Annotated in this window: 14 protein-coding genes and 1 riboswitch; of the genes, 1 reads left to right on the top strand and 13 read right to left on the bottom strand. The window is 37.8% G+C overall.

Annotated elements, in window-relative coordinates; all coding sequences use genetic code 11:
• Nucleotides 1–81: 81 nt before the first annotated feature.
• The 10 genes from LQZ75_RS01890 to LQZ75_RS01845 form a co-directional block, all read right to left on the bottom strand.
• Nucleotides 82–1,932 carry an ABC transporter permease gene (locus LQZ75_RS01890; protein WP_230096151.1) on the bottom strand — a complete coding sequence of 617 codons (1,851 nt, stop codon included), beginning with the start codon at nucleotides 1,930–1,932 and terminating at the stop codon, nucleotides 82–84.
• Nucleotides 1,933–1,943: 11 nt separating this feature from the next.
• The gene (locus LQZ75_RS01885; RefSeq protein ID WP_230096150.1) at nucleotides 1,944–2,696 is read right to left on the bottom strand and encodes an ABC transporter ATP-binding protein; all 753 of its coding nucleotides are present in this window, start codon (nucleotides 2,694–2,696) and stop codon (nucleotides 1,944–1,946) included.
• Nucleotides 2,697–2,865: 169 nt separating this feature from the next.
• Nucleotides 2,866–3,579 carry a YczE/YyaS/YitT family protein gene (locus tag LQZ75_RS01880; protein ID WP_230096149.1) on the bottom strand — a complete coding sequence of 238 codons (714 nt, stop codon included), beginning with the start codon at nucleotides 3,577–3,579 and terminating at the stop codon, nucleotides 2,866–2,868.
• Nucleotides 3,580–3,598: 19 nt separating this feature from the next.
• The gene (locus LQZ75_RS01875) at nucleotides 3,599–4,189 is read right to left on the bottom strand and encodes an ECF transporter S component (protein WP_230096148.1); all 591 of its coding nucleotides are present in this window, start codon (nucleotides 4,187–4,189) and stop codon (nucleotides 3,599–3,601) included.
• A gap of 120 nt (nucleotides 4,190–4,309) precedes the next feature.
• A riboswitch (FMN riboswitch) is annotated at nucleotides 4,310–4,438 on the bottom strand.
• Between the two features lie 78 nt (nucleotides 4,439–4,516).
• Complete coding sequence (locus LQZ75_RS01870; RefSeq protein WP_230096147.1) at nucleotides 4,517–5,272, bottom strand: pseudouridine synthase; 756 nt, start codon at nucleotides 5,270–5,272, stop codon at nucleotides 4,517–4,519.
• Nucleotides 5,273–5,274: 2 nt separating this feature from the next.
• Nucleotides 5,275–5,937, bottom strand: a complete 663-nt coding sequence (gene scpB, locus LQZ75_RS01865; protein WP_230096146.1) for an SMC-Scp complex subunit ScpB — start codon at nucleotides 5,935–5,937, stop codon at nucleotides 5,275–5,277.
• Between the two features lie 24 nt (nucleotides 5,938–5,961).
• The gene (locus tag LQZ75_RS01860) at nucleotides 5,962–6,699 is read right to left on the bottom strand and encodes a segregation and condensation protein A (protein ID WP_230096145.1); all 738 of its coding nucleotides are present in this window, start codon (nucleotides 6,697–6,699) and stop codon (nucleotides 5,962–5,964) included.
• Entirely contained in the window at nucleotides 6,677–7,048 is a 372-nt protein-coding gene (locus LQZ75_RS01855) for an N-acetyltransferase (protein WP_230096144.1), read from the bottom strand. Before LQZ75_RS01855 ends, LQZ75_RS01860 begins: the two co-directional genes overlap by 23 nt.
• Nucleotides 7,049–7,064: 16 nt before the next feature.
• A complete protein-coding gene (gene xerD / locus LQZ75_RS01850) occupies nucleotides 7,065–7,958 on the bottom strand; it encodes a site-specific tyrosine recombinase XerD (protein ID WP_230096143.1) in 894 nt (297 codons plus the stop codon).
• A gap of 9 nt (nucleotides 7,959–7,967) precedes the next feature.
• Nucleotides 7,968–8,870 carry a CvfB family protein gene (locus LQZ75_RS01845; protein WP_230096142.1) on the bottom strand — a complete coding sequence of 301 codons (903 nt, stop codon included), beginning with the start codon at nucleotides 8,868–8,870 and terminating at the stop codon, nucleotides 7,968–7,970.
• Between the two features lie 192 nt (nucleotides 8,871–9,062).
• On the opposite strand from LQZ75_RS01845, the gene trhA reads away from it, so the two are divergent.
• Nucleotides 9,063–9,707 carry a PAQR family membrane homeostasis protein TrhA gene (gene trhA / locus LQZ75_RS01840; protein WP_230096141.1) on the top strand — a complete coding sequence of 215 codons (645 nt, stop codon included), beginning with the start codon at nucleotides 9,063–9,065 and terminating at the stop codon, nucleotides 9,705–9,707.
• 115 nt (nucleotides 9,708–9,822) lie between these two features.
• On the opposite strand, the gene LQZ75_RS01835 is transcribed toward trhA, so the two are convergent.
• From LQZ75_RS01835 to arcC, 3 genes are all read right to left on the bottom strand, one after another.
• Nucleotides 9,823–10,365: a GNAT family N-acetyltransferase gene (locus LQZ75_RS01835; protein WP_230096140.1), complete on the bottom strand. Its 543-nt coding sequence runs from the start codon at nucleotides 10,363–10,365 to the stop codon at nucleotides 9,823–9,825.
• A 17-nt stretch (nucleotides 10,366–10,382) separates the two neighbouring features.
• On the bottom strand, nucleotides 10,383–11,198 hold the full coding sequence (locus LQZ75_RS01830; protein WP_230096139.1) for a hypothetical protein: 816 nt from the start codon (nucleotides 11,196–11,198) through the stop codon (nucleotides 10,383–10,385).
• 177 nt (nucleotides 11,199–11,375) lie between these two features.
• A complete protein-coding gene (gene arcC, locus LQZ75_RS01825; protein WP_230096138.1) occupies nucleotides 11,376–12,320 on the bottom strand; it encodes a carbamate kinase in 945 nt (314 codons plus the stop codon).
• Between the last annotated feature and the right edge of the window lies 1 nt (nucleotide 12,321).

Here is a 12,321-nt window from a genome sequence, read left to right as displayed (position 1 = left end):
AATACCTCAAATAAAACCACAAGCCATAGAAAAAAGCCTGCAAACATTGCAGGCTTTTTTGCCATAATAACAGTAAAATAACTACTTGTTACCCTTTTTTAACATCTGTTGATAGATGATAACTGTTAAAACGTAATATAGAGTGTAAAAACTTACGATAATGAGTAACGAAGACGTTAGACCAATATAAGGATTAACCATTAACGCTTTAAACATTGGTAATCCATAGACAACATCAATAATACCAATCGTTAACGGTACGATGAAGATAATAGCAATTTCAAGTGCATTGGCGAATATTCGTTGAGCTGGTGTTGCTCCAATCATTGTAAGAATTTGGTAACGACGGCGATCAATATCAACATTACTTAATACTTTAAACATTAAGGTACTTGCTAACATGACTAAAAAGGCAATTGCCAAGAAAAAGCCCATAAATTCAAGCCCGCCAAAGACCCCTTTAGATATCTCTAAGAAGCCATATGCCCCGCTAACCCCAAGCGTGGCTAATGTTGGGAAGCGCTTAGTTTGCGTTGCCGCAAGTTTTTTAAGAATTTGCGCATTTGGTTGTGATGTCATATTTTTAACATGTACAATCGTAACGCGTTTGACAGGTGCCTTACTAATAGCAAACTTATGCGTATCGACAGTATTACCAATGCTTATATGATTAGGATTAGTAGCCGTAGCTAAGTCCGTCAATGTCTTGCGAATTAAAAAGTCAGACGGATTAGGCTTGCTGATTTGATTTGCGTTACCAAATTGAATTTTAGGGACGCTAGCAGTAAAAGAACTATTATCGCTAGTAGAACTTTTATAATAAGGTAATGGTTCCCGATCAAATTGCGCGGCATCCCAGACAATTTCATTAGTAAGCTGTTTATATTGATATGTTTTTGTGTAGGTAACACCTTGTAATTGACTAATTAATTGATCATCTTGCTTAGAAGGTTGATTAATATTAATTGTAAATGGTGACGATTGTTCAGCTAACGTTGGTGTGCTTAATTCATAGCCGCGGCCCACAGTTAAGGCACCTAACGCTAAGGCAAAAAGTAATGTAACGATGGTCAAGATACGTTCAAAAGCTCGTAGACGAAAACTAAGCTGACCCAAAGTAAAACGGCGTAAGCCAGTTGCAGAAAGTGAGCTTCCTTTCAACACGTTTAAAACCAACGTTAAACTACTGCGAATAAACAAGTATGTTCCACTGATGTTTAACACAATCGCTAAAACCAAAGCTATTAAGATAAATATACCCTTTGCAACCAATTGAGCCATCACAACAAAACTTAATATAAGTAAAACAATACCAATAATACCGGTAATAAAATTAGCAACCCCAGTTTTAGGTGTTTTTTCAGCGGATTGATTAGCCTGCAGTAATTTATTGATATCAGTTCGATTGATATACAATTGATTAAGAAAGCCGTTTAAACTAAAGACAATAATAAAATAACAGATTGTTATGATAAACCCAGTACTATTAAAAATTTGCCAATGTGGTAATGTTAAATCCAATTGTTTTTGGAGTACGTTACCAGCAACGATAGTTAACCCAGCGCCTAAGAAACTTCCCATTACTAAAGAAATTAAGCCAAGGAAGAACGTTTCCATGAACAATAAGCGGCTAATACTTAGTTTGTTTGCACCAAACATCATTAGGAGACCGTATTCACGTTGCCGTAATTGAACTAAAAAGCGATTGGCAAAATTTAGATATATAAAAGTAATTAAACCTAACAAAATTTCACCAATTACAAAAACAACAATAATTGATTTGATCGAAGTGTTAGCAGTTAGAAAGGCTTTATTATTCGCGACAGTACTAAACATGTAGAAAATAGCGGTTGAAATAACTAAGCCGGCAAAGAGAATTAATAGATTTTTCCATTTTGTTTTAATCGTTTGGACAGCAATTTTAGTTAACATTGTTTTTCCCCCTATTCTTCAAAGGTGCCAAGAAAATCAAGGACTGCCCGATAAAATTCTTCCCGTGTTTGATCACCTCGTTCAAGTGTTTGAACAATTTGGCCATCACTTAAAAAGTGGATTTTATTTGCGAAACTGGCTGAGAAACCATCGTGAGTTACCATCAAAATTGAAATGTGTTGTTCATTATTGATTTTATTCAAGTAATTCATCATTTCACGGGCATTAGCAGAATCTAACGCTCCCGTTGGTTCATCTCCAAAAATAAGTTTAGGTTGGTGAACTAAGGCCCGAGCAGCTGCAACCCGTTGCTTTTGTCCCCCAGACAACTCACTTGGAAATTTAGTAAGTTGCTCAGTCAAATGTAGCAATGTCGCCACATGATTAACGGCCTCTTTGATATTAGCTGCCTTAGCTTTGGCTAAACTGAGTGGTAAGGCAATATTATCAAAAACGCTCAAACTTTCAATTAAATTATATTCTTGGAAGATGAAACCAAGTTTTTGACCCCGGAATTTAGCTAATTGATTAGCGTTTAATTGCCAGATGTTTTGGTCATCAATCAAAACTTCACCGCTAGTCGGTGCTTGTAAGCTGGCTAAAACATTTAAGAGTGATGATTTACCAGAACCAGATGGTCCCATAATGGCAACAAATTTCCCTTCACTAACTGTTAAATTAACATCTTTTAGCGCATAAAATGGTTTGCTACCATTGGTGTTGTACGTTAAATTCAAGTTTTTAACATCAATAACATTTTTCATGATTTTAAATCCCCTTGTATAAATAATCTAGGACACTGTGTATCACGTGTTCTATTTGTACTAACTATAATAGTACACGTTAGATAATAAAACAACTATTTTGTTTAAGATACGTAAATAAAAAACGTTAGGATTACAATAAACTGCAATCCTAACGTTTTGGCGACTATTATTGGTCCACCACAACTGTTTCTTTTTTAGACTTAATTAAGGTTATGCGGTGTTTAAGGCGCGTGAAGACATGCGTATCACTCCAACCAATAATGGCTCCTTGAAATAATAGCGAAATAATCGTTCCGACATTAATAGCAACGACGTTTTTAAAGCTAATCCATAAAATAATGACAACTGATAGCGGTATCGCAAAGTTTAACATTTGTGCGGCTATTGGATTACCATGCACGTAGTTAAAACGAATAATATTGGTCATATCGTCGTTAGGATGTAAGATGACATTAACTCGTTGATAAATCGAAATGGCAATACCTAAACACAAAATACCACATATATCGAGGATAATCCGTTCTGGTATAGTAAGTTGATCAACACCTAAGTAGCGGAAATACTTAGCCCATAACGCAACAAAGTAGCCATATGGAAAAATGAAGATCAAATTGCCCAAAATTCGTGGCCAATCAAAATGCCGTAATAAAATAACATTAATTAAAATCGATAAAAGCCCATAAACGATTAAAATCGTGGCAATACTAATATGAAAGTCATGCGCCAAATTAGCAGCCGAAGCTGTCCACATGGCACTCCCCATATTACAAGCAACGGTCAGCCCATTCCCCATTGAGTTAAGTAAAATCGAAATCACTAAATACATAATTACTTCACGAAGATATAATTTACGTTCGGTACCATCAGCTAATGCATACATATAAAATGTCCTTTGAAAGTTATTTTTTGAAGCGTAACTGTTGTTGCATTAAATAACTAGCCATTGGAAAGATAACGAAACCAGCAATAACTGCTAAAATAAAACCTTGGATTAAATTAAATGGTAAGACCATGGTAACAATCCATTCACGCAAGTTTAAACCAACTGCTTGTAAGCTAAAGTTGGCAAATTTTTGATAGAGCGGAATGGCATAAATCCAGTTTAAAAGTGCCATAACAGCTGTCATTGCTAGTGTACCTAGGAAAGCACCAAAGACATAGTTTTTAATACGTAGGCCCTGATTTTTGTTGGTGAAAAGCCAAATGACACTAATAAAGACCGTCATGGCAATAATATTCATTGGCATGCCCACCCAATCAGCTACACCACTATTAAATAATAGCACTTTTAGTACAGAACGTAATAATAAAATTGTAAGCGCTCCCTTAATATTTAATAAGTACATACCAATCAATACAATGACAATTGAAAAATCAAGTTTCATAAAGCCGCCAAACATTGGAATCGTTGGGAAAATCATTAAAATGGTTGAGATTGCTGCTAAGATAGCAATTAAAATTAAACGCCGTGTTTTACTAATTTGATACATGTGGTTGAACCATCCTTTTCTGTTTTACAACAGATCTTCGTGGATTGATTTTACAAAACAAAAAATCCATTGATCAGCACAAGGCGTATCAATGGATTGGTCAAAATTGTTCACAAAAAAACCAATCTTCTGCATACCAGACTTTAACTGTCGGTGCTGGAATTACACCAGCTCAAGCAATTGAAGATTTCAATTGCAGTCGCGGACTATACCGCCGGTCGGGAATTACACCCTGCCCTGAAGATTTCTGTTAAATATTAAATTATTTTCAATACCTTTATTATATTAACTTACAAAAAATAAGTCAACTAAAAAGTGCTTTGATGTTTAAAGTCGGCCTTGAACTTTTAAGTTAGCTTTACCGTTTTTAAGTGCTTCAACTTCTTCAAAGCGTAGTTCACGGTAATCACCCGGTTGTAAACCGTGTAAATCAAGGAAGCCATAACTTTCACGTCGGAGACCGACAACTTCGTGACCAATGTGTTTAAACATCTTTTTAACTTGGTGATTACGACCTTCATGAATCGTAATTTGAACCAAAGAAGTCGTCTTTTTATTTTCGTTAGTCTTAGTATTTAAGATTTTTGTGCGGGCAGGTTTAGTCATTTTACCTTCTAACTTAATCCCATGACGCAATTGCATCAATTCATCATTAGTTGGAATGCCTTCAACTTTAGCCGTATAAACCTTATCAACTTCGTACTTAGGGTGTGTTAAGTAATTCATTAAGTCCCCATCATTTGTCATGATTAAGGCGCCAGTGGTATCGAAGTCTAAACGTCCAACCGGGTAAACCCGTTCATCAACATCTGTTAATAAGTCAACAACTGTCCGACGACCTTTTTCATCTTTAGCAGTTGAAACAAAGCCGCGGGGTTTATATAGTAAGTAATACACTAATTTTTCAGCTTGTTGGATGGGCATACCATCCACTTCAATTTTATCTTTAGGATTAACTTTGTAACCAAGTTCGGTCATAACTTGACCATTAATAGTTACATGACCTGTTGAAATGAGCTCTTCTGATTTGCGTCGTGAAGCGACACCGGCTTGAGCCATAACCTTTTGTAAGCGATCTGCCATTATTAATTCTCCATGTTAGGTGTTGATTCCATCTCGACGGCGAATGGAATAGGATATGCATCATCATCAGCCTGTGGACTAGGCTCAGTTTGCAAACGTTTGTTAAAAGCAGTTAGAAATAAATCACCTGACATCACTTGATCATCATCAAGTGCGGTAGCGGCTGCTAATGGTGGTAAATCATCAATATTTGCTAATCCAAAATAATCGAGGAAGTAACTTGATGTACCATACATAATTGGCCGGCCAGGTTCATTTTTACGACCGACATCCGTAATTAAATTTCGTAACTGTAATTTTTGAATAATTGAGCTTGATTGCACACCACGAACTTCATCAATTTCAATCCGTGTTACCGGTTGACGATAAGCAATGATGGCTAAAACTTCTAATGATGCTTGGGTTAAGTGTGTTGATAGTGGTGCCTCGAAAAATTGTTTGACAATGGGTGCAACGATGGCTTTGGTTGCTAAGCGATAAGTTTCATCACTTTGTAGTAATTCAAAGCTACAATCATTGTCTGCTTGATATTTCTCGGCAAGTTCGTCCAACATTGTTGTAATCATGGGACGGTCAAAGCCGGTTAACACGGCTAATTCAGCCAGTTCAATTCCTTCGTCACCGGCGACGAAAATTAAACTTTCAAGTTGCGCTAAATTTGTCAAAATAAAATCCTTTCCGGTAATCGTTTATTTTATCCGCGGTTGAATAACTAACTCATCGGCCATACTAAGTTGGTGAATTAGTAATTCGTGGTATTTAGCCATTTCAAGAATTGCTAAAAATGTCGTTACATATTCATCCATGTTACTATCTGCTGTAAAAAGTTCCATAAAAGGAATTCCCGCAGAACTTACCTTTAACCGTTGTTTAATACTTTGCCGTTTTTCAGCAATTGTATAGATTTCTTTGTGAATTGTTGTGATGACAGGCTTAGCAATTTGTTGCCGCTTAATCATATGATTAAAGGCCGCTTGTAATGCATCCAAATCAACACCAGGTGCCACAATGTTGACATCGAGATTGGTGGGCATTAAAGCCGGTGCACGCGTAAACTGTTGTTGCCGGGCTTCTTCACGCACACGTAAGGTCTGCGCAGCTTCTTGATAGCGACGGTATTCAATCAGTTGATCAACTAATCCTTGCCGAGGATCTTCATAAATCTCATCACCCGTCTCTAAATCAATCGTTGGACGACTAGGTAGTAAGTAACGTGATTTAATCTTCATCAAACTTGCCGCCATCACTAAGTATTCACCAGCAATATCGAGCGCTAATTTATCTTGATGTAAAAAATCCATATATTGTTCGGTAATGGTAACGATTGGAATATCGTAAATATCCATTTCAGAACTTTTTATCAAATGTAGTAATAAATCAAGCGGACCTTCAAAATCAGTCAACTTAATTTGGAGTTCGTTGTTCATTGTGCCTTCTCCAAGCATTAATAATCTTTTGACCGGCAATGGTCCCCATCAGGATTTTATCTGAATTATAAGTTTGTAAGGCATCTAGCACATTAAACATCAAATCACTGTCACGTAGTGCTGGGGTGATCGAAATATGGCGTAAGAGTAAAACACCATAAACATGTTCAACCCCGACGATGGCCGTAAAATGCCCATCACTATCACGCCACAATAATAATTCACGATTAGGTGAGGCGGCATACCAAGCAAACTCAGCTTCAAGATGCTGTAAATTGCGTAGGCCAGGAATATATGATAATAATCCTAAGGCAATTTTTTTATAATCAAGACGGTATTTAACTAGCATAACTGCTCCTTTTCAATTAAGCCCGTGGATGCGCTTTTTTGAAGACTTGTTTGGCCCGTTCATTAGTAATGTGGGTATAAATCTGAGTTGTTGAAATATCAGCGTGCCCAAGCAATTCTTGAACAATCCGTAAATCGGCCCCGTTTTCTAATATATGGGTCGCAAATGAGTGGCGCAGTGTATGGGGAGAAACATCCTTGGTAATCCCCGCTTGCAAAACTATTTGTTTAATAATTTTCCAAATCCCTTGGCGAGTTAATTGCCGACCGTGGTCATTTAAAAATAAAATTGGATTATCAGTACCCTTTAGCTGTAAAGCCCGTACATCCTGATAGTACGTTAAAACCCATTGCATTGCGACATCCCCGATTGGGACAATTCGTTCTTTGTTCCCCTTACCGATGGTTTGCAATAAACCTAACTCAAAGTGTAAGTCAGCTACCTTAAGATTGACGATTTCTGAAACTCGTAAACCAGTAGCATACATAACTTCAAGCATCGCACGATTACGAATACCTAAGCGGGTACTTGTATCGGGGGTTAATAAAATTTGTTCAACATCTTGCACTGATAAAATATCAGGTAAATGTTGTTTCTTTTTAGGCATCCCCACTTGTTGCATCGGATCATCCGGAATATAATTCATCCGCTTGAGAAATTGGAAGAATTTTCGTAATGACGTGACACAATGAATAATTGTATTCTCGGCATTACCTTGGGTCGTTAAAAACTGTAAAAATTGATTAATAAAGAAATTATCAATTGTAGTTAAATCCGTTACTTTTTGTTGTCCTAAGTAATTTTGAAATTTAACTAAGTCTTGATGATAACTAGTAATCGTATTAACTGATAGGCCCCGTTCAACTTTGACATACTGTAGGTATTCATCGATAAGTTCATTAACTTCCATGATGCATCCTTACTTTGTGGTATCGTCTGGATTCTCCGTATTAGCGGGGACTAGCACGATAGTACCATCAATTTGTTGAATGCGACGTTGCTTAAGTAAGTTACCGACTGCACGTTTAAATTGTCCTTTTGAAATCCCAAAGTAATCTTTAATTTCTTTAGGGTCACTCTTATCTGAGAATGGTAAAGTGTTATCTTTGCTATGTTCTAGCATTGCTAAAAGCATTTGTGCATCTTCACCAATTGCTTCATAAGCGCGGGGCTTTAAACTTAAATTAAGTAACCCATCAGGGCGAACCCCAATAACTCGAGCATTAACAACTTCTCCAAGTCGAGGTTCTTTGTCTCGTTCACCAGGGAATACAAATCCCATGTAGTAGTCATCGGTTAAGATAAAGGTCCCAACCATTTTTAAACGGAAAACAGTTCCAGTTACATTCATGTTTTGTAAGCCTTGCTTAGCTTTAAGTGTAACGGCTTTAAAAATTTGCTCATCGGCAAGTTGTGCCCATAAGCGACCTTTGGCATCCACTCGCAAACTAACCATTAACTTGTCACCCTTTTGTGGCCATAAAGCGGGGATAGTTGGTAAGTTATCCAATGACACGACAATATCCTTGTCAGGTAAACCAACGTTAACAAAGACCCCTAAGTCACGCCGTTGAGCAACAACTTCACCCCATGCGTAATGGCCGATTTGGACCTTAGGAATGTTACGGGTAATTTGCATTTGGTGGTGACCATTTTCATAAGCAAACCCAGTAATTAAACCACCGATGTGGAGTTCTTGACCTTCGGCTTCCATTTCACTTTTCAATAATTGAAAAGTAACTCCTTGTGCTTGCACAAAGTAATATTGATCATTTGAATCAATGACTTTTGCTTGAATAACGCGTCCTACTAATTCATTCATCTTGCGTTTCCTCATTTCGTTCCATAATTAGCTAGTTTCTAGTATAGCATGAACAGTTTACATAACCTATAGAAAGTATCAGATAACCACTGGTAATTTAACTAAAATTAGCTTTTTTTGAGCTATGTAGTTTACAAGACTAGATGAATTGGATATACTAACCTTATCAATTAAATTCTCGAGGTACACGATATGCAATATCGCGAAACTAAACGCTATCTAATTTTATATGAGGTCTTAAATGCCGTGACCCACGGGGTTGGTTTTTTACTTGCTGTGGCTGGCTATGTAGTTTTATTAGTGCTTGAAGCCATGCAACATCGCGGCGGTTTAGCAATGACGGCCTTTGCCATTTACGGAGCAAGTGTCTGTTTATTCTTATTGATGTCAACGTTATTTCACTCGTTAATCTTTACGAAAGCTAAGCGGGTGTTCCAAATTTTTGATCATGCAGGGATTTTCTTAGTTATCTTTGGTTCATACACCCCCTATTGTTGGTTAGCGATTGGCGGTTGGGTTGGTTGGACAATTTGGTCAGTAATCCTTGCCATGACCATTGCCGGCATTCTTTATGAAATTTTCTTTGTTGGTCGCTGGCTATGGCTATCAGTTACCATTTACATCGTGATGGGCTGGATGATTTTATTAGCCATGCCGACGTTATGGCATTCGTTAAGTCACCTTAGTTTCTGGTTACTCTTTGCCGGTGGTGTTACTTACACTTTAGGTGCGGGGGTTTATTCAATTAAAAGCATCCCCTTTGGCCACGTCTGGTGGCACATTTTCGTCCTCGCTGGCGCAGCGTTGATGTATTTCTCAATATTATTTAATGTTTAAGCTAAATAAAAAGCCGTCTGCAAATGCAGATGGCTTTTTTTATGGATAATGCTATACAGTCAGTAAAATCACGACACGAGAACAAGCGTTCGATTATAACGATTTAGGGTCTTAATTAATCCCCAGCAGGCTTTTGCCGCCATTCACGGGCTAATAAACCATATGAATATGTATCAACCCATTCACCTTTGTAAAAGACACCTTCACGATTAATACCTTCACGAACAAAACCAGCCTGTTCATATAACTTAATGGCTGCGGTGTTATATGCATGGACATTTAAAGTGACTTTATGGAGATTTAAATGATCAAAAGCGTATTCAAGGAGCAGGTTAAATGCTTCTCGACCATAGCCTAATGAACGGTCACCGGCTTGTGGAATCCCGATACCAAGTTCACCACGTTGATTACGGACCATAATATCGGAAATACCGGCAAAACCGACAAGCATATCATCACTAACGCGTCGAATGGTAAACATGATATCACTATTACTGTTAGCATCCCCGAAAAATTCATGCCATTCTTTAACCCCATATGGATGAACAACATCCGCAGATAACCCTAAGAAAAATTGTTCATCCCATTGCCAATCAGCTAAATATTCGGCATCCCCATCAAAAAGATTGGCTAAGTAAACTTTAGTTCCTCGTAACATATAACGCTCCTCCAAGATTAGTTGACTTCGACTGTTAGAACCTCAGGTAATTCTTTAAACATGCATTGGATGACTTGATGATTAATCCCTAGTGCTTTAACAATTACAGGTAATTCCGTAATTAGTTCTTCATGTGGCAACGTATATGCAATGACTTCATTAGCCATTAACTTTTGTTTTTCAAAATTCGTCAACAAAGTTGTTAGCACATCTTGGGACACCGCTTGCTTAAAGACTAATATAATTTCATGCGTTGATAACTCAAGACGGTGGGTACCTGAATATTCTTCGATAGGGACTTCTTTAATATCATCACAAGTTGCTTGGTCATCAATGCGGAAATACTGATAACGTTCTTGGTCACTTAAATAATATAAATCCATATTAATAACATAGCTAGGTAATTCTACGGCGAATTCAATGATAAGCGCTTCATCAGTTACCATTTGCTTAGTAATGGCAAATTTTTGAAATTCATCCTGTGCAAAGCTAGCCGTATAATGTTCAACCCATGTGAATGCCCGTAATGCGGTAATTTGTTTACTCGGGAAAATCATGCCATATGATTCACACATGTAATTGTCCGTGTCATCATCGTAGTCATCCCCAATATTAAGGTCCACACAGATGGCTTCCATTCGTTGCGCATCAGTAAACCCATCAATCTTAATAATTAATTCTACTTTATCAGCGTATTGTTTAAGCTCCGAAATTGTGAGTGTTTCATCAGCAATGAGCTGTGCTTGTGCTTGTTTGACTAATTGCTGAATTTCATTAGTCGTTAACATATGTGCGTCGTAAGTAAACGTCACATAACCTTTAATTTTAAGCATTATTTTATCCGCCTTATGTTAATTACTGCTTATTATAACGGTCTTAGTTTTGTGATTCAAACACAAAAAATTTTACTACACTAACTAAAACGCATCAAAAATGAGCCAAACCAGCATCGGTTGGCTCTATTAGTAGCGTACGGACAAAATAATTAATATGCTACTCAATACTTAAAATTAATTGGTTATAATCGTCCCTAGTCCTGATTGCAGATAACCAGTAACGTTATCAAGTGAGGTAATAACGGCAGTTTTGTCAGTTCGCCGGACAAAATTCATGGCCGCTTGAACTTTAGGTTGCATTGATCCGGGCGCAAAGTGGCCTGCATCCAGATACTGTTGAGCTTGCGCAACACTAATGTGCGTTAATTTGGTTTGTTGGGGCGTTTGATAATTTAAGTACACATTTTGTACCGTGGTTAAAATTAACAAAATATCTGCGTCGACTAATTCAGCTAATTTAGCAGCCGAGTAGTCTTTATCAATAACCGCATCAATGCCAGCATATGATTTACCAGCGTGCACAACAGGAATTCCCCCACCGCCAGCGGCAACCAGTGTCACCCCTTGCGCAACCAAAGATTGGATAATAGGGGCTTCAACAATATTTAATGGTTGTGGTGATGCGACCATGCGCCGATAACCGCGGCCAGCATCTTCTAAAATTATCCAATCAGGATGTAACGCTTGCAAATGTTTGGCCATTTTTGGTGAATAAAAGGGGCCGATTGGTTTAGTTGGGTGTTGAAATGCCTTGTCTTGGCCATCAACGACAGTTCGCGTTACTAAAGCAACAACATCATTGGTTAAACCACGTTCCATAAAGGCTTGTGTGAGGGCATTGGCCAGCCAAAAGCCGATTGCTCCTTGAGTCATTGCACCAACAGTATATAGTGGCATGGCCGGCAGATCACTATTACTCCCCCGCTGTTGTTGTAATAGTAAATTGCCGACTTGTGGTCCATTACCGTGAGTGATAATAATTTGCCAATCACTATTAGCCGTTAAAAGCACCGCTAATTGATGGGCTGTTTTTATAAGCGCTAGTTGCTGAGCGGTTGCAGAGGCATCCTTAGTCAAGATGGCATTCCCACCCAAAGCAATAACAATTCGTTTGGTCATA

This window comes from Periweissella fabaria, assembly GCF_918814575.1.
Lineage (GTDB): Bacteria > Bacillota > Bacilli > Lactobacillales > Lactobacillaceae > Periweissella > Periweissella fabaria.
This window is presented reverse-complemented; position numbering and strand designations above follow the sequence as displayed.